The organism is Bradyrhizobium sp. SZCCHNRI3043 (assembly GCF_032377735.1).
Classification (GTDB): domain Bacteria; phylum Pseudomonadota; class Alphaproteobacteria; order Rhizobiales; family Xanthobacteraceae; genus Bradyrhizobium.
In genome coordinates this window covers 289,170-315,426 of record NZ_JAUHID010000005.1, presented here as the reverse complement: position 1 = coordinate 315,426, position 26,257 = coordinate 289,170, and the positions used below count along the sequence as shown (strand labels likewise).

Annotated in this window: 19 protein-coding genes; 8 read left to right on the top strand and 11 right to left on the bottom strand. The window is 65.4% G+C overall.

All coding sequences use genetic code 11. The features are described from left to right. Positions 1 to 209 precede the first annotated feature (209 nt). From coaD to queA, 4 genes are all read left to right on the top strand, one after another. Positions 210 to 704, top strand: a complete 495-nt coding sequence (coaD, locus tag QX124_RS14335; protein ID WP_315738104.1) for a pantetheine-phosphate adenylyltransferase — start codon at positions 210 to 212, stop codon at positions 702 to 704. 68 nt (positions 705 to 772) lie between these two features. Next, positions 773 to 1,336 (top strand): peptidylprolyl isomerase, encoded by a 564-nt coding sequence (locus QX124_RS14330; protein ID WP_315711771.1) that lies wholly within the window; start codon positions 773 to 775, stop codon positions 1,334 to 1,336. A gap of 291 nt (positions 1,337 to 1,627) precedes the next feature. Next, positions 1,628 to 2,092, top strand: coding sequence for a peptidylprolyl isomerase (locus tag QX124_RS14325; RefSeq protein WP_315770783.1), 465 nt, complete (start codon positions 1,628 to 1,630; stop codon positions 2,090 to 2,092). 139 nt (positions 2,093 to 2,231) lie between these two features. Further along, on the top strand, positions 2,232 to 3,326 hold the full coding sequence (queA, locus tag QX124_RS14320) for a tRNA preQ1(34) S-adenosylmethionine ribosyltransferase-isomerase QueA (protein WP_315797486.1): 1,095 nt from the start codon (positions 2,232 to 2,234) through the stop codon (positions 3,324 to 3,326). A 39-nt stretch (positions 3,327 to 3,365) separates the two neighbouring features. Here the strand turns inward: queA and QX124_RS14315 are convergent, their stop codons facing one another. Beyond that, positions 3,366 to 4,391 (bottom strand): aspartate-semialdehyde dehydrogenase, encoded by a 1,026-nt coding sequence (locus QX124_RS14315; protein ID WP_315738101.1) that lies wholly within the window; start codon positions 4,389 to 4,391, stop codon positions 3,366 to 3,368. 272 nt (positions 4,392 to 4,663) lie between these two features. Here QX124_RS14315 and tgt point away from each other — a divergent pair, with 272 nt between their 5' ends. Next, the gene (gene tgt / locus QX124_RS14310) at positions 4,664 to 5,818 is read left to right on the top strand and encodes a tRNA guanosine(34) transglycosylase Tgt (RefSeq protein ID WP_315797485.1); all 1,155 of its coding nucleotides are present in this window, start codon (positions 4,664 to 4,666) and stop codon (positions 5,816 to 5,818) included. 174 nt (positions 5,819 to 5,992) lie between these two features. On the opposite strand, the gene QX124_RS14305 is transcribed toward tgt, so the two are convergent. Next, positions 5,993 to 6,211, bottom strand: a complete 219-nt coding sequence (locus QX124_RS14305) for a hypothetical protein (protein ID WP_315775303.1) — start codon at positions 6,209 to 6,211, stop codon at positions 5,993 to 5,995. 488 nt (positions 6,212 to 6,699) lie between these two features. Here QX124_RS14305 and cysK point away from each other — a divergent pair, with 488 nt between their 5' ends. After that, on the top strand, positions 6,700 to 7,662 hold the full coding sequence (gene cysK, locus QX124_RS14300; RefSeq protein ID WP_315738099.1) for a cysteine synthase A: 963 nt from the start codon (positions 6,700 to 6,702) through the stop codon (positions 7,660 to 7,662). 2 nt (positions 7,663 to 7,664) lie between these two features. Further along, on the top strand, positions 7,665 to 7,904 hold the full coding sequence (locus QX124_RS14295; protein WP_315711784.1) for a BrnA antitoxin family protein: 240 nt from the start codon (positions 7,665 to 7,667) through the stop codon (positions 7,902 to 7,904). 76 nt (positions 7,905 to 7,980) lie between these two features. On the opposite strand, the gene QX124_RS14290 is transcribed toward QX124_RS14295, so the two are convergent. Together QX124_RS14290 and QX124_RS14285 are read right to left on the bottom strand one after the other, a co-directional pair. After that, a complete protein-coding gene (locus QX124_RS14290; RefSeq protein ID WP_315738098.1) occupies positions 7,981 to 9,441 on the bottom strand; it encodes a caspase family protein in 1,461 nt (486 codons plus the stop codon). A 208-nt stretch (positions 9,442 to 9,649) separates the two neighbouring features. Next, positions 9,650 to 10,540 (bottom strand): DMT family transporter, encoded by an 891-nt coding sequence (locus QX124_RS14285; RefSeq protein ID WP_315738097.1) that lies wholly within the window; start codon positions 10,538 to 10,540, stop codon positions 9,650 to 9,652. Between the two features lie 223 nt (positions 10,541 to 10,763). Here QX124_RS14285 and QX124_RS14280 point away from each other — a divergent pair, with 223 nt between their 5' ends. Then, the gene (locus tag QX124_RS14280) at positions 10,764 to 10,994 is read left to right on the top strand and encodes a hypothetical protein (protein WP_315738096.1); all 231 of its coding nucleotides are present in this window, start codon (positions 10,764 to 10,766) and stop codon (positions 10,992 to 10,994) included. Between the two features lie 6 nt (positions 10,995 to 11,000). On the opposite strand, the gene QX124_RS14275 is transcribed toward QX124_RS14280, so the two are convergent. The 7 genes from QX124_RS14275 to QX124_RS14245 form a co-directional block, all read right to left on the bottom strand. Continuing rightward, positions 11,001 to 11,468, bottom strand: coding sequence for a hypothetical protein (locus QX124_RS14275; RefSeq protein ID WP_315738095.1), 468 nt, complete (start codon positions 11,466 to 11,468; stop codon positions 11,001 to 11,003). 25 nt (positions 11,469 to 11,493) lie between these two features. Next, entirely contained in the window at positions 11,494 to 11,844 is a 351-nt protein-coding gene (locus QX124_RS14270; protein WP_315774919.1) for a hypothetical protein, read from the bottom strand. 290 nt (positions 11,845 to 12,134) lie between these two features. Next, entirely contained in the window at positions 12,135 to 12,728 is a 594-nt protein-coding gene (locus tag QX124_RS14265; RefSeq protein WP_315738093.1) for a formyltransferase family protein, read from the bottom strand. A gap of 701 nt (positions 12,729 to 13,429) precedes the next feature. Then, a complete protein-coding gene (locus tag QX124_RS14260; protein ID WP_315797484.1) occupies positions 13,430 to 17,656 on the bottom strand; it encodes a sulfotransferase in 4,227 nt (1,408 codons plus the stop codon). 252 nt (positions 17,657 to 17,908) lie between these two features. Continuing rightward, complete coding sequence (locus tag QX124_RS14255) at positions 17,909 to 19,723, bottom strand: hypothetical protein (RefSeq protein ID WP_315797483.1); 1,815 nt, start codon at positions 19,721 to 19,723, stop codon at positions 17,909 to 17,911. A gap of 566 nt (positions 19,724 to 20,289) precedes the next feature. Next, entirely contained in the window at positions 20,290 to 23,553 is a 3,264-nt protein-coding gene (locus QX124_RS14250; protein ID WP_315797482.1) for a hypothetical protein, read from the bottom strand. 552 nt (positions 23,554 to 24,105) lie between these two features. Beyond that, on the bottom strand, positions 24,106 to 26,238 hold the full coding sequence (locus tag QX124_RS14245; protein ID WP_315797481.1) for an autotransporter strand-loop-strand O-heptosyltransferase: 2,133 nt from the start codon (positions 26,236 to 26,238) through the stop codon (positions 24,106 to 24,108). Positions 26,239 to 26,257: the final 19 nt, after the last annotated feature.

Below are 26,257 nucleotides of genomic sequence, written 5' to 3'. Positions count from 1 at the left end.
GACGGGCGAATTGGTTTCTTCTCGGCCCGGCGTGTTTCATGTCCCAAGTTCCGATGAAACAATCGCGGTAGCCGACCACAGTTCCGGCCCCCCGGCGTCGCACCTCATTTCATTGCGGTGCAGTCTCGGCCACTCTTTGCCCATCACAGCCACGCCAGCGGGCCTGGCGGTGGCTTGCCGGCCTGTTCCCGGCGGTATAGGACGGGCGCATGCAACGCATTGCGCTCTATCCGGGCTCGTTCGATCCCGTCACCAACGGCCATCTCGATGTGGTCCGGCAGGCCGTTCATCTCTGCGATCGCCTGATCGTTGCGGTCGGCGTGCATCATGGCAAGAAGCCGCTGTTCTCGACCGAGGAGCGGCTGGCGATGGCGCATGAGATCTTCGGCCCCGTCGCAGCCGCTGCGGGCTGCGGCTTCGAGGCTTCGACCTACGACAATCTGACCGTCACGGCCGCGGAAAAAGCCGGCGCGATCATGATGATCCGGGGCCTGCGCGACGGCACCGATTTCGACTACGAGATGCAGTTGGCCGGCATGAACCAGACCATGGCACCGCAGGTCCAGACGGTGTTCGTTCCAGCCTCGGTGAGTGTCCGCCCGATCGCCGCCACGCTGGTTCGCCAGATCGCCGCCATGGGCGGCGAGATCTCGCATTTCGTGCCGCCGTCGGTGGCCGAAAGTCTCAAGGCCAAGTTCAACTGATCCTTCAGGCACCGGCCGCTTCCGGCGGTGCCTTCCTCTCCTCATCGTCTCATGCCATCGGAGTTGCCATGATCCGCGCTCTCGCTTTCGTCTTTGCTCTCGTGTTCGCATTGCCGGCGTTGGCCCAGTCGCTGCCTGCCGGGCTCGACAAGCAGAATGCCCTGGTCATCGACACCACCAAGGGCCGCATCATCATCAAGCTGCGCACCGATCTGGCGCCGCAGCATGCCGAGCGGCTGAAGACGCTGGCGCGCGAAGGCTTCTACAACAACGTGCCGTTCCACCGCGTCATGGACGGCTTCATGGCGCAGACCGGTGACGGCCAGAACTTCAATGGCACCGGCGGCTCGAAGTACCCGAACCTGAAGCAGGAGTTTTCGAGCACGCCGTTCAAGCGCGGCACCGTCGGCATGGCGCGCCGGGGCGATAGCGTGGATTCTGCCAACTCGCAGTTCTTCATCTGCTTCGGCGACGCCTCCTTTCTCAACGGCCAATACACCGTGATCGGCGAGGTCGTGCAGGGCATGGACGTCGTCGACAAGCTCAAGAAGGCGCCTCCGGGCTCGTCGGGCGGCGCCGTGACCGATCCCGACAAGATGGTCAAGGTGCAGGTCGCCTCGGACATCAAGTAGGTCCGAGAAAGCAGGGCACCTGGGTCTCGCGCCCGGTTCCCTCAGGCATTAAGGAACCTTTTGCCACGTCGCGGAGGCATGCCGATTCTGCCGCCCCGTCACATCGACAGGGCCGGTGGCTTCAGCTTTAAGCGCATTGGGTCTATTCTCGACCAGCATCGCGGGCCTCGTCGTGCTCGGATCGCCGTCAGGAGGGGTGACGGCCGCACATGGGAAGGCGCCGCGACATTTCAGACCCAGGATTTACTTTGTCCTGACCCCCGTCAATTCCACAAAAACCGAGAGACCAGCATGGCTGTGACCGAAAATACCTTGATCCTCGAAACCACCCAGGGCCCCGTCACCATCGAGATGCGTCCCGATCTCGCGCCCGGCCATGTCGCGCGCATCAAGGAGCTCGTCCGCGAGGGCTTCTACGACGGCATCGTCTTCCACCGCGTCATCGACGGCTTCATGGCGCAGACCGGCTGCCCGCAGGGCAGCGGCATGGGCGGCTCCGGCAAGAAGCTGAAGGCCGAGTTCAACGCCGAGCCGCATGTGCGCGGCACCGCCTCGATGGCGCGTGCGGCCAATCCGGATTCAGGCGACAGCCAGTTCTTCATCTGCTTCGACGACGCCCGCTTCCTGGACAAGCAGTACACGGTCTGGGGCAAGGTCACCGAGGGCATGGAGAACGTCGACAAGATCAAGCGCGGCGAGCCGGTGCAGAACCCGGACAAGATCGTGAAGGCCTACATGGCCGCCGACGCGGCGTAGACTTTGCGATCCTCACGGTGAGGCGCGTGCGCAGCACGCGTCTCGCACCATGAGGCAGACAGTCGGGCCTTCATCCTTCGCGACGCGTGCTGTCGCACGCTCCCCGGAATGCAGGGCCGATGGTCGTCCCAGAACGACGATGCGCACCGACCTGTTCGATTTCCATCTTCCCCCCGAAAACATCGCGCTCCGCCCGGCGAGCCCGCGCGAGTCCGCGCGCATGCTGGTGGTGCAGGGCGACGGTGTCTTACGCGACCGCACGGTCGCCGACCTGCCGGACTGGCTGGAGCCCGGTGATCAGCTCGTCGTCAACGACACCAAGGTGATCGCGGCGCAGCTGTCCGGTCGCCGCATCAGCCGCGAGACCGAAGCGAAGATCGAGGCGACCCTGATCAAGCGGCTCGACGGCTCGCGCTGGCAGGCGCTGGTGCGGCCCGCCAAGAAGCTCGCGCCAGGCGATACGATCCGGTTCGGCAACGAGGGCAAGGTCTGCCTGCTCGGCCATCTCGACGCCACCGTCGAGGCCAAGGGCGAGGAGGGCGAGCTGACGCTGTCCTTTGTGTTCCATGGGCCCGCGCTCGACCAAGCGATCGCCGATCTCGGCCGGCCGCCGCTGCCGCCCTACATCGCCGGCAAGCGGCCCGCAGACGAGCAGGACACGACAGATTATCAGACCATGTTCGCGGCCAAAGAGGGCGCGGTGGCTGCGCCGACGGCTGGGCTGCATTTCACGCCGACGCTGGAGCAGCGGCTGCGCGAGCGCGGCGTCGGGCTGCAGCGTGTCACCCTGCATGTCGGCGCCGGCACGTTCCTGCCCGTGAAGGTCGATGACACCGAAGGCCACCGCATGCATGCGGAGTGGGGCAGCCTCACGCCTGAGACGGCAGCGGCGCTGAACGAGGCGCGCGCCAAGGGCGGCCGCCTCGTTGCGGTCGGCACGACGTCGCTGCGGCTCGTGGAGAGCGCGGCGCAGCCCGACGGCACGATCGCGCCGTTCGAGGCGGAGACGTCGATCTTCATCACGCCCGGCTATCGCTTCCGCGCGGTCGATATCCTGATGACCAACTTCCATCTGCCACGCTCGACGCTCTTCATGCTGGTCTCGGCCTTCGCCGGCTTGGAGACGATGCACGCGGCCTATGCGCATGCGATCCGCAGCGGCTATCGCTTCTATTCGTATGGCGATGCGTGCCTGTTGTTTCGTCAGCCAGACGAGCGCATCGTCGAGCCGTAGGGTGGGCAAAAGGCCCACCCTGCAAGTTCGCTCTGAGAGCTACGCCATCGCGCGCTCCGGCAAGAGCTCCGCGATCTGCACCGCATTGAGCGCGGCGCCCTTGAGCAGCTGATCGGCGGCCACGAACATCGCGATCGAGTGGCCTGACGGATCGGACAGATCCTTCCTGATGCGCCCGACCAGCACGTCGTCCTGTCCCGACGCGTCGACAGGCATGGGGAAGTGGTTCTTGGCGCGGTCGTCGACGACGCGCACACCCGGCGCGGTGGCGAGGATGCGGCGGACTTCATCTTCCGTGATCGGCTTCTCGCATTCGAAGGTGATCGACTCGCAATGGGCGCGCAGCACCGGCACGCGCACGCAGGTGACGCCGATCGCAATGCCCTCGTCCTCGAAGATCTTGCGGGTCTCGTTGATGACCTTGGTCTCCTCGTCGTTGTAGCCGGTCTCGGGATCGATGGCGGTGTTGTGGCTGAACAGGTTGAAGGCGAACGGATGCGGCATCACCTTGGGCGCGTAGACCTGGCCGTTGAGGCTCGCGCGGGTCGACTGCACCAGCTCGTCCATCGCGGCCGCACCGGCGCCGCTGGCGGCCTGATAGGTCGAGATGATCACGCGCTTGATGCGGTTCTTCTGATGGATCGGCCACAGCGGCACCAGCGCCGTGATCGCCGCGCAGTTTGGATTGGCGATGATGCCCTTGTGGTCGCGGATGCGGCGGGCGTTGATCTCCGGGATGACCAGCGGCACGTTCGGGTCCATGCGGAAGGCCGAGGAATTGTCGACCACGACGGCGCCGGAACGCACGGCGATCGGCGCGAACTTCTTGGAAATGCCGCTGCCGGCCGAGAACAGCGCGATGTCGACGCCCTCGAAGGAGCGTTCGGTCAGCTCCTCGATCACGATGGTCTGGCCGCGGAAGGTCACGGTCTGGCCGGCCGAGCGGGCGCTCGCCAGCGCCTTGAGCTTGCCGACGCGGACGTTGCGGCGGTCCAGGGTGGCGATGAACTCGGCGCCGACGGCGCCGGTCACGCCGACGATGGCAATGGTGGGATCGTGGGGCACGTCTCAAGTCTCCGGTTGAAATTCGGGCAATAAAAAAGCCCCGGACCTTCATCAGGCGGGGCTTCGGTTCGAAGATGGTCGCAATCGAGTTCGACTACGCGCGCACGCCTCCCGAGGCCCTCATGGGCTTGGTGGTTTTCGTCGTGCGTTTGGTCAAGATCGACATGGCGCGGGACCATAGGGGCGGTCGGAACCGCCGTCAACGGCCAAAAGGGGCGAAAACGGCGCCATCGCGGTTGAATCGGGGGCCGTCCTGACGCAATAAGCCGGCCATGAGCTCTCCCGCTGGCGACCTTCCCAACCACTTCGAATTGCTCGCGACCTCCGGCGCGGCCCGCACCGGCCGGCTGACGACGCCGCATGGCGTGGTCCGGACCCCGGCCTTCATGCCGGTCGGTACCGCCGGCGCGATGAAGGGCATCCACTGGCGTGACGTGCGCGAGGCCGGCGCCGACATCGTGCTCGGCAACACCTATCATCTGATGCTGCGGCCCACCGCCGAGCGGATCGCCGCGCTCGGCGGCCTGCAGCGCTTCACCGGCTGGGGCGGTCCGATGCTGACGGATTCCGGCGGCTTCCAGGTGATGTCGCTGTCGGGCTTGCGCAAGGTCACGGAGCAGGCGGTCACGTTCCGCTCGCACATCGATGGCGCTAGAATCGAGCTGTCGCCGGAACGTGCCGTCGAGGTGCAGCGCCTGCTCAACTCCGACATTGCGATGCAGCTCGACGAATGCGTGCGGCTGCCGGCCGAGCGCGACGACATCGAGCGCGCGATGCGGCTGTCGCTGCGCTGGGCCGAACGCTGCCGCCGCGCCTTCGAGAGTGCGCCGGCAGGCTACATGCTGTTCGGCATCGTGCAGGGCGGCGACGTGCCCGCGCTACGCGTCGCCAGCGCGCAGGCGCTGGTCGACATCGGCTTCCACGGCTATGCGATCGGCGGCTTGGCCGTCGGCGAGCCGCAGGCGGTCATGCTCGAGATGATCGAGGCGACCGCTCCGGCACTGCCGGCCGGCCGCCCACGCTACCTGATGGGTGTCGGCACGCCTGACGATCTCCTGGAGTCGGTCAGGCGCGGCATCGACATGTTCGACTGCGTGCTGCCGACCCGCAACGGCCGCCACGGCGTCGCCTACACGCGCTTCGGGCCGGTGAACCTGCGCAACGCGCGTCACGCCGACGACCCGCGTCCGCTGGATGAAGAGAGCCCGTGGCCGGCGGCGCGCAGCTATGCCCGCGCCTATCTGCATCATCTCATCAAGGCCGGCGAGGCGCTCGGCGCGACGCTGCTATCGGAAATCAACATCGCCTATTTCCAGCAATTGATGGCTGGGATGCGCGAGGCGATCGCACAGGGGTGCTTCACGGAATTCTACGAGCGCACCAAGGCGGATTGGGCCCGCGGCGACATCGCCCCGCGCGCCGGCTGACGGCCGCGTCAGGTGAAGGCCGTCAGCTTGTTGTGAGCCCGGCCCTATGCGCCGGCCCACATGAAATCGTGCTGGTGATGCATTGCCGACCTGCCCGATGGCCGACCGTTGTGCGATCCGTAGCGACGGACGGCCGTGACATCACGTCGCGGAACTCTCTCGCCCTGGCGCCGTTCAGTTGCAGACGAAACGGCTTTTCACGGAGTGCTTGGTGACGAAGCCATAGCCGCAGGTGTCGCAGGTCCAGAGATAGCTGATGGCATCGTCGGCCAAGTATGCCGACGCCTCCGCGGCAATCATGGAGTCGGCGCAGACCGGGCATGTCGGCAGATCGCAGCCGCGGGGATTCGGGCGGGCGGTTGCGGTCGACACGAGATCAGCGAGTGCTGACATATTGACCTCCTGTACGATCTCTTTGTGGGCGATCTCTGCTTGAACGACGTCAATTTCGAAAGGGTCGATTTCGAACGAGTCGCGTTCGAACGGGTCTATTTCCGACGAGTCCAACTTTTCGCGGATATCAAGTCCGTCACACAAAGAGTTTGTCTGGGTGGTCTGTTCTTATGTCTGTTCTACAACGGCGCTGTCGTTTGGCACGAACGACCCGATTGTATCACTCCGAAGATGACATCTTGCTGATGTCCGCCCGGGTTGCCGTCGACCTGCATCATGAATTTTCGTCCGGCTGAAGTCAAACATACACCCGGTTTATTGACCTTGTCGCAACACAAATGCGTTGGTTTTTCGCAATTTAGCCACGACTTGTTGTGCGCCGCGATCGTCTTAAGATCGCGCAAACGTGCTTGCGCAGCGCAACAGGCTCGCTGAAGATGGTCAGAAGCGTTGTCGATGTCGCGCGGGGCGCGCAGAGGAGTGATTTCATGGAGTCGTCAGCACAGCGTCCCGGACGCGGGCGCGTATTTGATTCAATTGTCGACGCGTTCGGCAATACGCCGATTGTGCGGTTGCGAAAGCTGCCGGAGCAGCATGGCGTCAAGGCGACCATCCTCGCCAAGCTGGAATACTTCAATCCCGCCGCGAGCGTGAAGGATCGGATCGGCGTCGGCATGATCCTGGCGATGGAGCAGGCCGGCGTGATCAAGCCCGACACCGTGCTGATCGAGCCGACCTCGGGCAATACCGGCATCGCGCTGGCCTTCGTCGCGGCGGCGCGCGGCTACAAGCTGAAGCTGGTGATGCCGGAGTCGATGTCGGTGGAGCGGCGCAAGATGCTCGCCTTCCTCGGCGCCGAGATCGTGCTCACGCCGGCGTCGCAGGGCATGAAGGGCGCCATCGCCACTGCCGAGGAGCTGTTGCGGACGACGCCGAACTCGGTGATGCCGCAGCAGTTCAAGAACCTCGCCAATCCGGACATTCATCGTCGCACCACGGCCGAGGAGATCTGGAACGACACGGCCGGCAATATCGATGTCTTCGTCGCTGGCGTCGGCACCGGTGGCACCATCACCGGCGTCGGCCAGGTGCTGAAGTCGCGCAAGCCCGGCCTCAAGGTCGTCGCGGTCGAGCCGGAGGAGAGCCCGGTGCTGTCGGGCGGCCAGCACTCGCCGCACAAGATCCAGGGCATCGGTGCCGGCTTCGTGCCCGACATTCTCGACCGGTCCGTGATCGACGAGATCGTCAAGATCAACAGCACGACCGCGATCGAGACATCGCGTGCGCTGGCCCGCAACGAGGGCATTCCCGGCGGTATCTCCTCGGGCGCGGCGATTGCGGCCGCGATCGAGATCGGCAAGCGACCGGAAAGCGCGGGCAAGACGATCTTGGCGATCGTGCCGTCTTTCTCCGAGCGTTATCTGTCCACTGCGCTGTTCGAGGGGATCTGATCATGGCCGACCAGCCGCGGCGGCCCCGCACCCTCGCTGACGCCCGTACCGAGGCCGAGGCCGCGTTCAAGAAGGTGACCACCAAGCCGGTGGAGGCGCCGCCGAAGAAGGCGGCGGTCCCTGGCGTGCGCGAGCAGGTGACGTTGCGGATCGACCAGGACGTGCTCGAGCACTTTCAGTCTGAAGGGCCGGGCTGGCAGGACCGCATCAACGCGGCGCTGCGCAAGGCGGCAGGGCTCTGACGGCCGGCTCCATTATTCTAACGAAAGAGCCCGGACCTCGTGCTCCGGGCTTTTGACGTGGGGGAGACGTCGACGTTTACCGGCGCAGCGCGCTGCCGAGCACACCGCCCATCATGCCACCGATGAAGGCGGCGCCGGCGGCGTTGCCCGCGTTGTCCTGCGGCGGCGGATTGCGATAGACCGGCGCGCCCTGCGGCGGCGGGCCACCGGCAGCGACGTTGCCGGCCGGCTTGGCGCGGCGCGGCTTGGCCTCGTCACCGACTGCGGCGGTCGCCGGCGCCGGCTGCGGCTCGGCCAGCAGCGCCTTGTGCTGCAGCTTGGTCAGGAATCCGGTCGACGGATAGCCGCGGGCCGCCTGCCAGCGCTTCATGACACCGCGGGTCTGGTCGTCGAACACGCCTGTCATCTTGGTGTCGAAGCCAAGGCCGGTCAGTCGCCGCTGCACGTCGCGGCGCTTGGTCTTGTCGAGGCCGATCTGATCCTCGCTGACCTGGCTGCCTTCCTCGGTGTAGGTGGCGGGATCGACGCCCTTGGCGACATTGCGCGTCGCGGTGTTGATGGCGCCGCTCTCGATCGCGGCGATGCGCGCCATCGCCAGCGACTTGAACTGCCCGTTCGGGTAGGTCGCGAGATAGGCGTTGAGCTCTTCCGGCTTGTTGGAATCCTTCACCGAGCGCCAGAATTCGAGCTCGGCCTCGCCCGCGGTCACGGTGGCCGTCGCGACGGCCGGCGTCGTCCCGGCCGTGGCCGCCGTTGCAGCAGGGGCAGCCGCCGGATTGAGGTAGACCGCGCCGATCAGGTTGGTGTGCCCCCAGGGCAACTGGCCCTTGCTGGTCTCCTCATTGACCTGGGCGCGCACCGCCGTCATGGCCTGCTGGATCTCGATGCCGGGCTGGGCGATGTGCGAGATCAGCGCGCGAGTGAACGGGCTGTTGGCGCCGGCCTCGCCGTCGAGGGCTGTCTGGCCCGGGCCGGTGGCGAAGGCGATCAGCGTGCCCTCGCCGGACTTCATCTCGGCCAGACCGGTCTGCACCGACACGCTGCGGGTTGGCGAGTTCGACTTGATCTTGGCGGCGAACGGATTGTCGCGGCAGGCATCGAGGAAGACGAGCTTGACCTTGGCGTCGCCCATCGTCTGGTCGAGGGTCACGTCGATGTTGATGGCCGAGCCCAGCTTGACGTCCATTTCCGACTTCAGGTCGGCGTCGACCGGCAGCAGGTAGTTGGTGCCGGCAATGGCGATGCCGTGCCCGGCGTAATAGAACACCGCAATATCGGCGCCCTGCGCCTTGCGACCGAAATCGAGCAGCTTCTCGGTCATCTTGTCGCGCGTGAGATTGGTGCCCTCGACGACGTCGAAGCCGACGTTGCGCAGGGTTGCCGCCATGGCCTTGGCATCGACCGGCGGGTTCGGCAATTGAGCCACGCTCTTATAGGCGCCGTTTCCGACGACAAAGGCGACGCGGCGGTCGGCCTTGGCGGCTTCAGCGGTCAGCACCATGCAGAGCAGGGACAGGGCGACGGTGAGATAGCGCATCAGGAGATCCCCCAACGATCAAGCGAAGCGTTCACTGCAGCATTTGTCGCGGATCGGCGCGAAAAGTCTTGTTCCCGAGCAAAAAATCACGATTCCGCCACAAACCAGTTCGCGGGTGTTGCGCCAGATCCACGACGGTCGCGTGTAGCGCGCCCGTTTCGTGATCCGAATCACGTCGCTCGAGGGGAGGCAGGGGCTCCCCGGCGCCTCAGGTCCCTGCCGAACCGCCGATCGGCACGGGCCGAGGTTGCGGCGGACGCAGGTTCAGCAAGTTGCCGGCGAGAATCAACCCAGCGCCGAGCACGGTCAATCCGTCGAGACGCTCCGCATAGACCAGCCAGCCGACGGTGGCGGTCAGCGGAACGCGGAGAAAATCCATGGGTACCACGATGGTGGCGTCGGCATAGAGCAGCGCGCGCGCCATGCAGAAATGCGAGAAGGTCCCACAGAAGGCGACGAGGAGGATCCAGCCCCAGGTCGTGGCCGATGGTGGCATCCAGAATACGAGCGAGGGGATGAGACCGGCGATGGATTGCACCACCAGCATCCAGAAGATGATCGACACGGTGGGCTCGGTGCGCGTCAGCAGCTTGACCAGAGCGATCGAGATGCCGAAGCCGACCGCGGCGGCCAGCGCGATGAGCTGTCCCGAATTGACCGCCCCGGTATCCGGGCGGACGATCACGACGACGCCGACGAGGCCGAGCCCGATCGCCGCCAGCTTGAACAGGGTGATGCGCTCGCCGAGGAAGGCTGCTGCCAGCAGCGCCGTCCAGATCGGCATCGTGAACTCGATCGCCACCACCTGGCCGATCGGGATCAAGGTGAGCGCGAAGAACCAGCCGAGCTGCGCGCCGTAATGGACGAGGTTGCGCGCCGCGTGCTGCTTGAGCCGCGAGGTGCGCAGCCTGGCAAAGCCGCCGCTCAGTGCGATGACCGGCGACAGCATCACCAGGCCGATCAGGCAGCGCAGCTCCATCAGCTCGAACACGTTGAGCTCGCGCATGGCTTCGCGTCCGGCCACCGCCATCACCAGCATCAGGCTGAGCCAGCCCGTCATCCACAATGCGGCGATCAGTTTCGAAGCGGGACGATGCATGAGGTGGTGGAGACAGGGAGGAGGGCGGCGAAGGCGCGCTGTATCACCTCGCATGCAGGGCAATGCAAATGAAATCAACGGTGCAGTGCATCAACGCCGCTACAGGCTTTGCTCGCGACGGACGCGTGTCATCGAGAAAAACGTGGAGTGTGGCTGTGTTTCGTCCTAAAGCGACCGCCGCGAAACAGCCCGTAAAACAGCCCAAGGCAGCCAGAGACAAGACATGACCGAACGCGCCGCTTCAGCCGACTTCGTGACCGCCTTTGCCACTGGCTGGCCGGAGCGGGAGCCTCATCTCATGGTGCTGTCGCTGACCACCCATAAAGGTGTGCAGGACTTTGCCATGACGCGGGAGCAGGCGCTGCTGGTCGCCAAGACCATCAAGCGCACCGCCGCGCAGCTGGCTCCGGCGCCGTCCGCAGGTGCGGTCCCCGGCGCCAAGCGCAGCGGCTGATCGGGATCATCGGGACATTGAAATGTTGGCTGCGCGGAACTGGCTGTCGGCCCGGATCGATACCGACTGCCTGTTGCCGCGGGTGGCGAGCGCGATGTTGGCATTGAAGCCGGCGGTGGTTGCGACCAGCTGGAAGTTGCCGCCGCCGCCGCGTCCCTGCAGCACGCCACTGATGCCGCGGCTGGACTCACTCCAGGTTCCCGAGATGGCGGAGCCCTCGGCGATCACCTCGGCCTGCAGAGCGAACTTGTAGGCATCGCTGGCGCAGGTCAGGACGAGCGTCATCCGCGGTCCCGAGACGCCATAACGGGCCCGGCACCGGATGCGCTCGGTTGAGCCGTCCTCGAGGGCAACCGTGCCGCTGCCGCCCCATGTTCCGGCCAAGGCGGTGAAGGGACCGGGATCGGCGCGCCCCGGCGAGGCGGTCACACCCGCCGTCAAAACGACGGCGGCGGCCGCGAGCCGCCGCACCATCTTCAGGAGCGCGTGCTGCGCGCCGTTACAGGCGCGAAGCCTGCCAGCGGCCGCTGCAGGGGATACCTGCCGAGGCGCCGTTCCACTTGCCCGAGCCAGAATTGCCGTTGAGCTGCCCATTCGCATATGCGCCATTGATGGAGACCTTGACGAGGCCTTCGCGTCCAATTGAACCCGACACATTGGCGCCAGCCGCAGAAATCTTACCGTCTGCGACGATCAAGGTCGAGCTGGCTGTGGGCTCGCAGGTGCCACTGTTGGTCACGATCGTCACCTGCCACTGGCCGTCATAGGGCGACTGGGCGAATGCGGGGGCGGCCGAGATAGCCACCAGGATCGACGCGGCGAAAGCCATTCCAATGCGGTCGAGACGCATGAATCGTTGTCCCTCAATGTCGTTTGATCAGGACCTTATTTGGAAGAATTGTGACGAAAATTTGCCGCACCGCCGCAACGGAATTTTATCAAGCAATTTCAGCTCATTAACGATTAATGCGGAACTCCGCCTTGAACCATTCGGGCGGCATTATGGGCAAACTGCGCCTTCGCGCACCCCACGAGCGGACCAGCGTCACAGCCCTGCAGTGGCAGGTGATGCTGCCGTCGCAGGGCACAGCGCGCCGGCTGGAGCGACGACGCAATTGTCGGGGCGATGCGATCGGATGCTCAGTGCGGGGTGAGGCTGGGCGCGTTGGTCGCGAACTGCTCGTCCTGCGGCTTGGCCGGAATCGTGCCGGTCACCTTGGCCGATTCGATGACATCGCCGAGCAGCTTGAGGCCGAGCGGCGCCAGCGCGCGCTCCCACAGCTCGCGGGCGGTCTCGCCCTTCTTGACGAAGCACCAATCCTGAGCGGCGATGGCGCCCGCATCCATGCGGTCCGCGAGGTGATAGATGGTGCCACCGGCGATCGGATCGCCTTCATTGATGGTCCACTCCACCGCAGCGATGCCCCGGTGACGCGGCAGCAGCGACGGATGGTAGCCGATGCCGCCGAGCCGGGCGGCTGCGACCGCCTCATGGGTGACGCGGGCGTGGCTATGCGCCGTGACGATCAGGTCCGTGTCGGGGGCGATCTCGCCCGCCGGCACGACCTTCGGATTGGCCTGGACTACGACCTCGATCCCGGCCGCCCGCGCCGCGGCTGCGAGCCGGTCCTCGCCATCATGAACGACGACCCGCGCGATCTCGATTCCTCTCTCGCGCAGCATGTTCAGTGTGGCGACACCGAAATGGCGGGAGCCGACGAGAGTGATGCGCATGGTCAGGGATCTTCCACGGTTGGGGGCTGGATCCGGTCGGACTCTGACCGGATGAAACGGGTCAAACCAAGCCTTGGCCTCCAGGTCAAGCGCCTGCTGGGCCGTCGTCACAGTCTGGCTTCGTCCGGCCGGCCGAGGCGTTGGGGACCCAAACGGGAACGGCGGGAAAGCCGCTCCGAGCCAGAGTTGGGGCAGGGCCCTTCGCACCTATCGGCGCGCCGATCGCCATGGCCGCCATCAAGATGCAGGCCGAGCGGACGACATGCCCTCTTTGGTGCCGGCTGCAGCTTCAGATGGACCGGGAGTCAGGATAGGTACCGGCAGCTCGCCGAAAGGTTGTGTCAGGGCCGGTTGCTGCATCACGGCATATCGGTCGACACACCTCAACTAAAAGGGTCGAACTATCAGCCGAACTGATGAGGACAACCGAAGACGCTACTCCTGCCGGCTCAATGGACGCGATCTGGTCGGTCTGCGAACGCAATTCCCCCTCGGCCAATGGCTGAAGAGGTCAATGAACTTGTGATTGTATTATCAGTTGGCCGTCTGCGTAGTAAAATTGACGCTTCTGCATATGACGAAGATAATTTCTTAAAGGCCCTGCAGCACAATGCTCAAGCCGCTCCGCCGCGCGGCCGGATAGCCGGGTGCCGCGCCTGTCACCGATCCCTGGGCAACAGCACCCGGTTATTTGCCGGCGGTCATGTGGCTTCCGGCGGCGGATGGTCGATGCCGAGCGCGGCGCACAGTGGTCCGAGATGTTTCTCGTAGCGGCGCCAGCTTCCGATCGAACGGCGGTAGATCGGCTCGCGCACCTGCATCAAGCTCGCCGTGCGCACCATGCGCTCGGTGCGATGGAAGTCGAGGCAGGCATCCTCCCAGTCGAGCCCGCAATGGGCGAGCACGCGGCGTGACACGCCCTCGAGGTCGTCGACCAGATCCTCGTATTGAACGTCCATCAAGATGCCGGGCGGCAGCACCTGGTGCCAGTGGTCCATCACGCTCTCATAGCCCCGGTAGTAGTGGCCGAGCTCGGTCAGGTCGTAGGCGAAGGGCTGGGCTCCGGTGAACAGCAGCGAGTAGCAGGAGACGCAATTGTCGAGCGGGTCGCGCCGCGTGTTGATGATCCTGGCGCGCGGGAATGCTGCGTGGATCAGCCCGACGAACAGGAAGTTCAGCGGCATCTTGTCGACGATGCGCTCGGCCTCCGGCGCCAGCGTCCGAACGCGGGCTGTGTATTCCTGCCCGATCTTCGTCATCTCCTCGGGTGGCAGAAGCGTGATCAGATCGGGATACGCCGGCACGACCTTCTGGCGGTTGGCGCATTCGCCGACGAGCTCCTTGAAGGTCTCGAGCTCGCCCGCGCCGAAGACCTTGGAATGGCTGGCCAGCACCTGCTCCATCAGGGTGGTTCCAGAGCGCGGCATGCCGACGATGAAGATCGGGGCCCAGGAGTTGTCGCCGTGCCCGGTAACCGTGCGAAAGAACTCGGGGGTGAAGCGCGCCGCGACATTTTTCATCATGCCGAGCCGCTGCTCGGAGTCGTAGTCGAAGGTCTTGCGCTTGAGGGTGTTGGCCTTGTGCAGATGCGAGAAGGCCAGGTCGTAGTCCTTCTGGTCGGACAACGCCTTGCCCATCGCGAAATGGGCTGCGATCTGCTTCTCCTGATCGAGCTGGTCGACGCGTTCGAGGAGCTGCCGCAGACTCGGAAGCCGGCTGTCGTCCGGCTTGAACTTCGACATGTTCGCGAGATTGAGGTGGATCGGCGCGTCGTCCGGGGCCAGCTCCAAGGCCTTCTGGAACGCCGCCGTCGCCTCCTCGAAGCGCCCGAGCGCCTGGTAGGCGACGCCGAGATTGTTGTAGGAGCCGAAGCGCTCCGGCTTGATCCTGATGGCCAGCAGGTTCTGCTCGATCGACTCCTCGAGCCGGTTGAGCTCGAGGAAGGCGTTGCCGAGGTTGCCATAGGCGTCGGCATAGTCGGGCCGGCTCGCGATCGCCCGCTTGTAGTGCTCGATGGCACGTTCGCGATGGCCCTGGCGCAGCAGCACGTTGGCGATGTTGTTGTGGGTCTCGGCGTGCTCCGGGCTGAAGTCGAGGACCTTGAGGTAGTGTTTCGCCGCCTCGATGTCCTTGCCCGCCGTATACAGCAGGTTGCCGAGCGCGAAATGCGCGTCCAGGTGCTGCGGCTTGTTGTCGATCGCCCGCCGGAGCAGAGCCATCGCCTCGTCGATCAGGCCCTGGTTCTGCCGGACCATGGCGAAGGCGTAGAGAATGCCGGGATGGCTCGGCGACAGCGACAATGCGGTCTCGTAATGCTGCACCGCTACGTCGTAGCGCCCCGCCGAGGCCTCGACGGCGCCGATGCTGCCATGGGCTTCGGCGGACTTGTCGTTTACCGCCACCGCGCGCTGGAAGTAGTCCTTGGCCTCGTCGAGCCGGTTGGCCGTGGTTGAGATCATCCCGAGGCCGATGAGGGCGTCGAAATTGGCCGGCTGGCCGGCAAGGATCAGCTTGAAGATCTGTTCGGCATCGCTGATTTCGCCGCGGCTCTGCAGCCTCTTGGCGACGGCGACCACGCCGTCTGCCAGCGTCTGCAGTGACGCAAGCCGCGTGGCGTCAAATGGCCGCGAGTCCGTCGTCGGCGTGACCACCGGCGGGGTGAGGTTGACGGGCTGAGGCTGCGTCATGCCCGCGATCGCCTCGGCGATCGTCGGTCGCAGGGCCTCGGTGCCCAGCGCATCGAGCAGCGGCTTCAGCCGGTCGCCATACATGCGCCAGCGGCCGACCGATCCGGTGAACAGCGGCTTGCGCACCTGCACCACGCTCGCGGTGTTCACCGGGCGCTCGTTCTCGTGGAAGGAAAGGCAGGCCTCATCCCAGTCCAGCCCGCAATGCGCGACGATCTTGCGGGCATTCGGCTCGAAATCGCGCACGACGTCCTCGTAGGACAGTTCGAGCATGACGCCCTGCGGCAGGACCGCACGCCAATGGCTCATCAGCGCCTCGTAGGCCCGGTAGTAGCGACCGAGCTCGGCGAGGTCGTAAGCGAATGGCTGCGGCTCGGCAAACAGTTGCGTGTAGCAGGACAGGCAGGTGTCGATCGGATTGCGCCGGACGTGAATGATGCGCGCATTCGGCAGCGCGAGATGGATGAGCCCTGCGAACAGGAAGTTCGACGGCATCTTGTCGACGATGCGCTGGGTACTCGCCGGAAGCTCCGTGAAACGCTGGAGATAGGCGCGCGCGAGGGCGGTGACATCGGCATCGGACAGTTGGGCGAGCATCTCCGGATAGTCGCCGCGGGCGCGATCGGTGAAGAGCCCCGCGGCTGCCGCGAAGTAGTTGACCTCGCCGGCGCCATGCACGGCGGGATGGCTGGCCAGGATCTGCTCGATCAGGCTGGTGCCGGACCTGGGCATGCCGATGACGAACACCGGCGCGTGCGATGGATCGCCATGGCCTGCGCGCGCCTGTAGCATGTCCCTGGAGAACACCGCACGGATGCGCTCGATCTGGCGCAGCGTCTGGTTCTCGTCATAGTTGATGCGGCGGCGCTCGAGGGCATTGCCGGCGTTGAGGTGGACCAGCGACCGTTCGCCGTCCTTGATGTCGGCATAAGCCCGCCCGAGGGTGAAGTGCAGGGCGATGCGCGCATCCTCGGTGAGCGTCTCCGATCTCGCGGCCAGATCCTGCAAGGGCGCCCAGCGCGCGTCGTCGACCGCGAACGGCTTGACCACGCCGTAGTTGAGGTGCGTGCCGATACTGCGCGGGTTGACAGCCAGTGCGGATTCGTAGGCACGCGCCGCCTCGTCGAGCCGGCCCACGATCGTCAGGACGCCCGCAAGGTGGTTCATGGTCGTGGTGTCGCGGGGATCGTGCGCAAGAGCGGCCTGATATCCGGCGATGGCCTCATCGTAGCGCTGCACGTTCCGCAGCGAGTCGGCGCGATTGCGGTGGGCAATGGCGTAGTCTGGTCGCAGCCGCAGTGCCTCGTCATAGTGGGACAGGGCCTCCTCGTGCCGGCCCGCCGACTGCAGCGCATTGGCGAAATTGTTGTGCGCTTCGGGGAAGTCCGGCCGCTCAGTGACGGCTCGCTCGTAGTGGAAAATCGCCCCCGGCCAGCTCTTCATGTCGAGGTGGATATTGCCAAGATTGTAGTGCGCCTCGGCGAGATGAGGGCTCAACGCGAGCGCCTGCTGCAAGGTGCGAATGGCGGCATCCAGTTCGCCCATCGCTTGATGACAGCCCCCGAGATTGAGCAGGACCGTCGGCATCTTGGGCTCGATGGCGAGCGCTCGGGTATAGTGAGCGATGGCTTCCGGATGCCGGCCGAGCTGCCGGCAGGCATCACCGAGACTGCTGGCTGCTGCCGCAAATTGCGGCCTCGCCGCAAGCGCTGCCTCATGATGCGACATCGCTCGCTCGGACTGGCCGAGCCGCTGCAGGGCGAGTCCGAGCGCCTGGTGGAGGTCCGGGTTCGTGCCATCGATGGCAAGCGCCAGTTCGAGGTGCCGGACGGCCGCTGCGGGATCCCCCAGGCCGTACAGCGCGCCGCCGAGCAGCAGGCGGGGCTCGATCGAGGATTCGTCGAGTGCGGCGGCGCGCGCGAAATGCGATGTCGCCTTGGCGAGGTCGCCCAAACCTGCGAACGCCTTTCCGACCGTCAAGTGCAGGTCTGCCGAGTCGCCCGCCGCGTCCGCAGCCCGGTCGAGCAGGGTTCGTGCCTCCTGCGCGTCGCCGAGTTGCAGGCGGACAGTCGCAAGGCTGCACAGGGTCCGGAAATGCCTTGGCTGAAGAGCAAGCACTTTCCGGTAGGCCTCCTCGGCAACCTGCAGAGCGCGACCGTCGAGCGTAGACGGGAGTGGCGCGCTGGAGTTGGTCGATGCGGACACGAGTCGGGGGCGGAAGGCGAGTGCTGGCTCGTTCATGATCACAACTGACTGATTGTTCGACGGAAGCAGTTGTCGTGGCGGAATGAAGCGAAACGGAGGCTTGGCGGGGGCCGATCCCGATTGATCGTCTAGAACCCTTCGAGCCGGTGCGGTCGACGCGCTCCGCGATCTCGCTGCCCGGTCTCGCCAATGTCTTTCGCGCGATCGCCGGCTCTCGCCGGAATGCAACGAAGCCGGTGCAGACCAAGGAGTCTGCACCGGCTTTGATCGGGCGTGTCGTTGGAGGCGTCAGCCCCACATGTGATGCATCGCGTGGTGGTGCGACATGTCCGGACCGCTCGAAGCTGCTGCCGCCGTTGCGGCTGTGGCCGCTGCCGCCGTGTGGTGGCTGCCATGATGGCTGTGGTGGCCGCCGCAGTGGTGCGTCGTGGTGGTGTTGTTGTTGCCGCCGGTTGTTCCACCGCCCGTCGTGCCGCCACCGGTCGTCCCGCCTCCCGTGGTGCCGCCGCCCGTAGTGCCTCCGCCGGTGGTGCCGCCTCCCGTCGTACCGCCTCCCGTCGTACCACCTCCGCCCATGCCGCCGCCGGGCGTGGTCGGGCTCGCCGGGGCGCCGCCCGTGCCGTTGGCGATGTTCGGATTGGCGCCCGCCGGCATGCCGGTGCCCTGGGCAATGCCATTGACCGCAGTCGCCGTCACGAAGCTCGTCGCGGATGTCACGTAGGCCGATCCGCCGATCGCGATGTTGTTGCCAGCAATGTCTCCGGCATTGCCGATGTAGTTCGCGGCCGCAGCCTTCAACATCGCCTGATCGGTCGCCAGGGCTGCACCCGTGTCGCCGTTCATGATGCCCATCAGCGCCTTCGTGGCCATGACGGTGTCGGACTGTAGAGCACCGGCGACGAGCTCGTCGTCGAACCGTCCCTTGAACACCGCCCCCTGTGCTGCATCGAACGCGGCGCCAAAGTTCTGGTAGTTCGTGATCTGGTCGATCAGGGCTTGCGACGCCGTACCTGTTCCATTGGCGACCGCAACCAACTTCGCTCCCAGCGTATTGCCCTCGGCGAGGAACGAGGCCCAGAAATTGGTCTGCGCCTGGTTGTCCTGGAACTTCGTGACGGTCCCGGTCAGGCCGCCGGCCATTTCGGAGAACCCGCCAATGTGACCGGGCGCCCCGGTGCCGCCCGCTGCCGCGTTGAGCGCCGCGTCGTTCTGAAACACGTCGATCATGTCGACGATGTTGTCGGCGGAACCGCGCAGCGCCGTCGGACTGGCCATCGTCTCGGCGACATCGTATTTGTTCAGCTGAAGGTTTGCTTGGCTGAGCAGCGTCATCAGATGAAGTGTCGTCGTTTGGGCAGCAACGGAGGTTTGACCTGCTTCAATCGCGGCGAGCTTCGCCGGGTCATTCAGGATCGCCTGAAGGCCCTGCGTCACGGCCGTGAAATCAGTCTGGATCTGGTTGATGTTGTTGGCGCTCATGCCGCCCAGCGAAAGGTCAGCGACGGCATTGAACACCGTTCCGATGGCGGTCAGGTCGCCCGCTGCCGCTGCAGCAAGATTGGTGGCGCTGTCGTTACCGGCGGGAAGGCTCTGGAACGCCACGTCCATGGCACCCGTGTTGGCCAGGAAGGGAACGTTATTGAGCGCGGCCGAAAGATGCGCGTCACCCTGGATCTGCGCCAGGATCTGCATCTGCACGTTGTGGATGGTCTGGTCGGCTTCGGCGAGCGTCGCCGGATTGGCCGTCAGCGGGGCGGCGTTGATCAGCGTCGTGAGTTCGTTCGAAACCTGGGTGAGCACCGCGGTGTCGGTCGCGTTGAGCGTGAAGGCCTGACCGCCGACGGTGACCTGGCCGGGATTGGCCAGCATCGCGTTGATGTCGTTCTGCACGGCATGCAGGTCGGTGGTGTAGCTGCCGAGGAACGGGTTGGAGTTGCCGCTGTTCTGCGGCGTCGAGAACAGCCCGATCGAGATGCGAGTAGCGTCGTTGAACACGACGCCGGCCTGCACGAGATCGGTCGACAGGTTGAGCGCAGAGGCGCGAACCAGCAGATTGGACGTGCCATTCGCCAGCGCCGTCGGGTTGAAGGTATTGGCTGCCATTGATCATCTCCCCAAGTTTCAACCCGGCGTCTGCTGCTTGGCGTATCGGCAGCACGCGGGCGTTGATCGGGCTGCGACGTCTCGTTCACCCCTCGCGGAACGGGCGAAATGTCGCAGCCTCAGAGCACCTGGGAATTATTTGCTCCAATGGGGCCAAAAGAAGCGCCGCCGAGTCCTCAAATATGATGTTGTTCGGGCAAATGGCTCCTGTCGCAGCCGGGTCACGGCGGCGATCGGAAGCTTACTAACTCGTTGATTTCCGTCGTGGCATCCCCGCAACATCGTCGCTCAGCGGCGCTTCGACGCACGGTCCAGACAAGAAGTTGCCCCGATCTCGCGACCGGTCACCGATCTCTCCTTAGAAAAGTTCCAGCGTGACGAGCCTCCGCGATGCGGAACGGAACGTGCATCTTTGTTGATCTTCCGAGGCTTCCTTCTTCAACGCGTGTCGTCTCGCCCGGCTCATTGTCCTTCTCATTTCCCCCGGGAGCACTGCGCGAGTGGACCTCATCTGCTTGCTCCCAGGTATCCGTATTCGAGCCGCAGCAGCTGCTGCGGCTGCCTCGTCAACCCCACATGTGATGCATGGCGTGGAGATGCGACATGTCGGGCCCGGCAGCCGCGGCCTGGCTCGTATGCGCGCCCTGGCTGTGATCGTGATGATGGTGATGATCGCTGTGATGCGTGGCGTTGCTGCCGTTGTTGGCCGTGGTGCCCGCCGCCGTTCCGCCAGCCGCCGTTCCGCCGGTCGACGTGCCTCCGTTCGCCGCGGTGCCACCGGCTGCAGCGCCACCGGCGGCGGTGGTTCCTGCCGCTGCGGTGCCGCCGGTGCCGTTGGCCAGGTTCGGTGTCGCAGTGACGGGAATGGTGCCGTGCGCGGTGCCCTTGATGGAGGTCGCCGCCGAGACCGTCGTGGCCGTCCCAACATAGGTGCCGCCATTGACGGGAATGTTGTTGCCGGAGACGTCCATGGCGTCCGCCGCAAAGCCCTGGCCGGCAGCGGCGATCATCGCCTTGTCCGCCGCGAGTGCTGCGCCGGTGTCGCCGTTGAGGATGCCCTGCAGGCCCTTCACGGCACCGGCCGTGTCAGCTTCGAGCGTGCCGCTGAGCAGTTCGTTGTCGAACCGTCCCTGGAACACGGCGCCCTGGGCGGCGTCGAAATTGGCGCCGAACTGCTGGTAGTTCTGGATCTGCGTGATCAGGGCCGCACTCGCCTGCGCGCCGCCGGTCGAGATTTTCTGCAGCGTCGCGTTGATGGTGTTGGCCTCGGCCAGGAATGCGGCCCAGAAATTCGTCTGTGCCTGGTTGTCCTGGAATTTGGTGACCGTCCCTTTGAGCCCGCCCGGATCCTCGGCAAAGCCGCCCGCATGGCCGGCGTTGCCGTTGCCACCTGCCGCCATGTTGAGGTTGGTGTCGCCCTGGATGATGTCGATGATGTCGAGCAGGTTGTCGGCAGTGCCGCGGAGAGCGGCCTGATTGCCGGTGGTCGCAGCCTGATCATACTTGCCCAGCTGCAGGTTGATCTGGCCGAGCGCAGTCTGCAGATGGATCGTCGTCAGCGCCGCGGCGTTGGCAGTCTCGCCAGCCTCGATCTGCGCGAGCTGGGTCTTGTTGTTGAGGATGGCCGTCAGTCCGTGCTGGACGGCGGTGAAGTCCGCGGTCACCTCGGCAAGGTTACCGGTGTTGATGCCGCCCGAGGCGACCTCGACGGCCTTGTTGAAGACCAGACCAACGTCCTTCAGGCTGTTGCCGGCGGTAGCGGCGGCAAGACTCGCCGGATCGTCCGCGCCGGCGGGCGAGGTCTGGAAGGCAACGTCCTGGCCGCCAGTATTGGCGAGGAAGGGGACGTTGTTCAACGCGTTCGCCAGATGCGCGTCGTTGTGGATTTCGCCGAGGATTTCCTGCTGCAGCGCGTGGATCGTCTGGCTTGCCGCTGCCGATGTGCTGGCGTTGGCGAACTGTCCCGCCGCCTGCAGCAGTGTGCCCAGTTGCCCCTCGACATTGGTCAGCACCGCCGTGTCGGTCGCGTTCAGGGCGAAGGTCTTGCCGCCGAGCGTGACCTGACCAGGGTTGGCCAGCATCGCCGCAATATCGGCCTGCACCGCCGTGATGTCGGCCTGGTAGCTGCTGAGGAAGGCCGGCGAGTTGCCGCTGTTGGCGAGACTGAAGAGACCGAGCGAGGCGCGCACCGCGTCGTTGAAGACGACGCCAGCCTGCACCAGGTCGGTCGAATGCTGGATCGCCGTGGCACGGGTCAAGAGGTTCGACGTGCCGTTGGCAAGCGCGGTCGGGCTGAAATTCACCGGCGTGGCGCCGCCAGCCGGCGGCGTCGACGATGAGCCGCCGGTGCCGTTGGCAATGTTCGGGGTTGCCGTCACCGGGATCGTGCCCTGTGCCAGGCCGTGCACCGACGTGGCCGTCGAGACCGTGGTCGCCGAGCCGACATAGGTCGCGCCGCCGATGGCGATGTTGTTGCCGGAGACGTCCATGGCGTCGGCCGCGAAGCCCTGGCCGGCAGCGGCGAGCGCCGCCTTGTCGGCCGCCAGCGCCGCGCCGGTGTCGCCGTTCAGAATGCCCTGCAAGCCTTTCACGGCGGCCGCCGAGTCGGCTTCCAGCGTGCCGCTGAGCAGCTCGTTGTCGAAGCGGCCACGGAAGACGTTGCCTTGGGCGGCGTCGAAATTGGCGCCGAACTGCTGGTAGTTCTGGATCTGCGTGATCAATGCCGCGCTGGCTTGCGCGCCACCGGTCGAAATCTTCTGCAGGGTTGCGTTGATGGTGTTGGCTTCGGCCAGGAATGCGGCCCAGAAATTGGTCTGCGCCTGGTTGTCCTGGAACTTGGTGACCGTGCCGGTCAATCCGCCGGGATCCTCCGCGAAGCCGCCGGCATGGCCGGGCATTCCGTTGCCGCCGGCCGCCATGTTCAGATTGGCGTCGTTCTGGATGATGTCGATGCTGTCGAGCAGATTGTCCGCGGTGCCGCGCAACGCGGCCTGATTGCCGGTCGTCTCCGCCTTGGCATACTGGTTGAGCTCGAGGTTGACCTGTCCGAGCACCGTCTGCAGATGGATGGTCGTCAGCGCGGCTGCATTCGCCGTCTCGCCTTTCTCGATTTGCGCGAGCTGGGTCTTGTTGTTGAGAATGTTGGTGAGACCTTGCGAGATCGCGGTGAGGTCGGTGGTAACCTCCTGAAGGTTGCCGGTGTGGATGCCGCCGGAGGCGAGGTCGACGACCTTGTTGAAGACGAGGCCGACGTCCTTCAGCGTGTTGCCTGCGGTCGCAGCGGCCAAGGTCGCCGCATCATCGGCACCGGCCGGCGCATTCTGGAAGCCGACGTCCTGGCCGCCGGTGTTGGCGAGGAAGTTGACCTTGTTGAGCGCGCCGGACAGATGCGCGTCGCCGTTGATCTCCTGCAGGATCTCCTGCTGGACCGCGTGCAGCGTCTGATCCGCGGCTGTGATCGTCGCAGCATTCGTGGTCTGCGGTGCGGCCGTGAGCAGCGTCGAGATCTGCGCCTGCACGTTGGTAAGAACGGCGGTGTCGGTCGCGTTCAGCGTGAAGGCCTGGCCGCCCAGCGTCACCTGGCCGGGATTGGCGAGCATCGCGGCGATGTCGTTCTGTACGGCGTGGAGGTCGGTCGTGTAGCTGCCGAGGAACGGGTTCGAGTTGCCGCTGCCGGCCTGTGAGAACAGGCCGAGCGAGGCGCGCACTGCATCGTTGAACACCACGCCGGCCTGGACGAGGTCGGTCGACATGTTGAGCGCTGAGGCGCGCACCAGCAGGTTCGACGTTCCGTTGGCCAGCGCCGTCGGGTTGAAGGTGTTGTTCGCCATAGATCATCTCTCCCCAAGTTCATCCGACGCCCGGCAGGGCCCCGTACCGAAACTGGCCAGACGATGCGGAAGCGCATCGGCCCTGCGTCGGACGTGCTGCGCGCCGCGCCTCACGCCCGTGCGCTTCTGTGCCGCGCGCTTTTCTGACGCGCGTTACTTTGTCGCACCTCGCTATATGCTCGGAGCAATCGGGCCAAAAAAGGCGTGGGGGAGTCCGCAATTATGTTGTTCTCGAGACATCGCGGATCTGTGACGGATGCGCCGCGATCGCGTGCCAAGTGATTGATTCTTGGTGGCAAGCGGCAAATGCGAGGGGTCGCGATCAGGCGCGAGTTGCATGTTGTCGTCAAGATGCTGCCTGTATCTCGCCGGTGAGTGGCCGGTCTCCAGAAGTCAGCCGTAGGGTCTGTCAGACGTTGTCAAGGCTGCCCGGCGACACTTGCGCGCGGCCTTGCCGCAGGGCCATCGCTGGAAAAATGCCACGATGGATCATCCGTCCGGGTGAGCTTTAAGGTGAAGGCGTGGCGGCCGGCCAACCGCGCCGAACGCTGTTCAGGACGGCGGCGCAGCCTGGCGCTGCGCCAGGAGCGCAGTCCTGATCTTCTGCAGCAGCGTCGTGTAGAGCTGATTCCAGGCCGGATCATTCTGCCCGTTCGCGTCCAGCCCTTGCTTGGTGAGGCCGAGGCTGATCCGGTAGACGGCGAGGGCGCCGTCGATGTTGCCGAGCGGAACGAAGGCATCGCCCAGATTCTGGTAGGAGTTTGCAAGCGTCTGCTGCAGCAACGGATCGTTGGAGGCGCTGTTGGCGAGGTGGGTAATCAGCGCGGTGTTGGCGCGACGCTGATCGAAGGCTTCGGCATGCCGGCCCTGGGCGGCGAGCACGTCCGCCAGCAGAGCGTGACACCAGGCGAGATCGCGCTGGAAGCTGAGATTGCCGCGGTGTGCTGCGGTCAGCTTCTGAACGATGGCGAGGCTGGCGGAATAGGCGGCATGCGCGGCCTCGAGGTTTCGCTGAACGAACAGCACGGCGCCGATGCGGTTCAAGGCGACCGAGAGGTTGCGTTGAAACCCGGCGTCGTCCGGATTGGCTCCGGTCAGGTGTCTGACGATGGCGATGCTCTGCTTGTAGTTCTGCAAGGCCTCCATCAGATCGCTGGCGGTGGCGGCGCGATCGCCTTCCGCGATCCCGGCGGCGGCCTGATCCAGCAGTCTGCCGGCGGCGACCGTGACGCCGACCGCAAGGCCCCCGTGGGGAACGTCGCCGCGCGGCTGCGCCAGCAGTGCGGCGAGCGCGACCGGCTCGTCGCTCTCTACGGAGTCCTGCGCAGACTCTGCCCTGGAGGTTCGCTGCCGATCAAAGGGCGCAGGCGGCGCCTGCTGCTGAGAGGTGCGCGGTTTCGGAGGCAATCCCTGTCCGAAGCCGGGAATTCGAAGCAACATGCCCTCGACCTGCGCGGCCGTGATCAGGCGCGTGCATTCGAACTGTCGAGGCGTGCCCTGCCATCGCGGGCACCACAGAAAGTCCTCATGGTCGAAGCGATGACGGACATCATTCCAGCAACTGTTGCAGGCGTGACGGTTGATGACCCGATAGGGGGTCGCAAACTCGTTGGTCGGATGAGTGAAGCCGCTGATCAGCACGACCGGAGTGCCGACAGCCCAGGCCAGCCATGACAGCCCCGAGGAAAGGCCGATGAAGAATGCGGCGTGCTTGAGCCAGCGGGCGCGCTCGGGCAACGGCCGGTCACCGGTCTGATCCTCGGCTGCGGCGGGAATTTGCGTTCGGAAAGCGCCGTGGCTGCGCGCCGCGGTCTGATCGATGCAGATCACGCGATAGCCGGTCGCGCGCAGGAAATCGACGAGGCTCTGCCAGCCCTCAGGATTGTTCCAGTGCTTGCACGCGGTCGTCGCCTGCACCGCGATGCAGACATAGGGCTCCTCGATGGGACGGCTGTCTTCGCTCAGTGCGACGCGCGGCGGCTGCTCGGCCGGATCGACGCCGAGGATATGAGCGGCCGTCCGATGCAGGCCGACCTGCCGGAAATCACAGGGCTGATGGACCAGCTCGGCATCGTCGAAGAACAGCGCGACCGAGTAGGTGGCGTAGTATCGCTCCGCCTGGACCATCTCGTGGCTGAGGAACGTGATGTCAGGGTAGGCGGCGCGGAACAGCGGGATCAGCGGCTCGCCCATAGCACAGCTCAGGCGGCACCGATGCAGGTCCTTGAACCTCACCGCATAGCCCATCCAGCCGATGATGTCGCCGATCGTGCCGACCGGGAACTGGATCAGGACGTCTCGGTCGGTGGCATCATAGTCGTGGCACAACAGCAGCTCGGGCCCTGACCAGACTTCGAGCCTGAACGGGACGAAATAGCGCTTGCTACTGTTGACGTGCCCTGAACGCAGGTCGATGTCGAACAGGACGTTGGTGGTCTCGAGATCGCTCAGCCGGACGCGCCAGGGGTGTCCGGTGTCGGGGAGCATCACGCGGCAGCCGTCGTTGAAATCGAAGCGCAGCCCCTGGGGACCCTCCTGGGTCGGCACGGCCGCTGGCGGCGGCAGTCGCGGCTTGCGTGCGTGATCAGACGCCTCGGTGCGGGCGCCGGGCTGGGCGTCGGCGGGTAACGCACGTGTCGGCACCATCGCCGGGTCCGAGGTGCGGGGAAAATTTGCAACGTTCATGTTGAGGTGCTGACGCGGT

What these genes read in the sequence shown, in the direction of transcription:
- QX124_RS14265 (WP_315738093.1), bottom strand. Translation starts at nt 12,728, where the DNA reads ATGCGCATCACTCTCGTCGGCTCCCGCCATTTCGGTGTCGCCACACTG.
- QX124_RS14305 (WP_315775303.1), bottom strand. Translation starts at nt 6,211, where the DNA reads ATGTCAGCACTCGCTGATCTCGTGTCGACCGCAACCGCCCGCCCGAAT.
- QX124_RS14280 (WP_315738096.1), top strand. Translation starts at nt 10,764, where the DNA reads ATGACCGAACGCGCCGCTTCAGCCGACTTCGTGACCGCCTTTGCCACT.
- QX124_RS14325 (WP_315770783.1), top strand. Translation starts at nt 1,628, where the DNA reads ATGGCTGTGACCGAAAATACCTTGATCCTCGAAACCACCCAGGGCCCC.
- QX124_RS14290 (WP_315738098.1), bottom strand. Translation starts at nt 9,441, where the DNA reads ATGCGCTATCTCACCGTCGCCCTGTCCCTGCTCTGCATGGTGCTGACC.
- coaD (WP_315738104.1), top strand. Translation starts at nt 210, where the DNA reads ATGCAACGCATTGCGCTCTATCCGGGCTCGTTCGATCCCGTCACCAAC.
- QX124_RS14245 (WP_315797481.1), bottom strand. Translation starts at nt 26,238, where the DNA reads ATGAACGTTGCAAATTTTCCCCGCACCTCGGACCCGGCGATGGTGCCG.
- QX124_RS14260 (WP_315797484.1), bottom strand. Translation starts at nt 17,656, where the DNA reads ATGAACGAGCCAGCACTCGCCTTCCGCCCCCGACTCGTGTCCGCATCG.
- QX124_RS14285 (WP_315738097.1), bottom strand. Translation starts at nt 10,540, where the DNA reads ATGCATCGTCCCGCTTCGAAACTGATCGCCGCATTGTGGATGACGGGC.
- cysK (WP_315738099.1), top strand. Translation starts at nt 6,700, where the DNA reads ATGGAGTCGTCAGCACAGCGTCCCGGACGCGGGCGCGTATTTGATTCA.
- QX124_RS14295 (WP_315711784.1), top strand. Translation starts at nt 7,665, where the DNA reads ATGGCCGACCAGCCGCGGCGGCCCCGCACCCTCGCTGACGCCCGTACC.
- tgt (WP_315797485.1), top strand. Translation starts at nt 4,664, where the DNA reads ATGAGCTCTCCCGCTGGCGACCTTCCCAACCACTTCGAATTGCTCGCG.
- queA (WP_315797486.1), top strand. Translation starts at nt 2,232, where the DNA reads ATGCGCACCGACCTGTTCGATTTCCATCTTCCCCCCGAAAACATCGCG.
- QX124_RS14275 (WP_315738095.1), bottom strand. Translation starts at nt 11,468, where the DNA reads ATGGTGCGGCGGCTCGCGGCCGCCGCCGTCGTTTTGACGGCGGGTGTG.
- QX124_RS14330 (WP_315711771.1), top strand. Translation starts at nt 773, where the DNA reads ATGATCCGCGCTCTCGCTTTCGTCTTTGCTCTCGTGTTCGCATTGCCG.
- QX124_RS14270 (WP_315774919.1), bottom strand. Translation starts at nt 11,844, where the DNA reads ATGCGTCTCGACCGCATTGGAATGGCTTTCGCCGCGTCGATCCTGGTG.
- QX124_RS14255 (WP_315797483.1), bottom strand. Translation starts at nt 19,723, where the DNA reads ATGGCAGCCAATACCTTCAACCCGACGGCGCTGGCGAATGGCACGTCC.
- QX124_RS14250 (WP_315797482.1), bottom strand. Translation starts at nt 23,553, where the DNA reads ATGGCGAACAACACCTTCAACCCGACGGCGCTGGCCAACGGAACGTCG.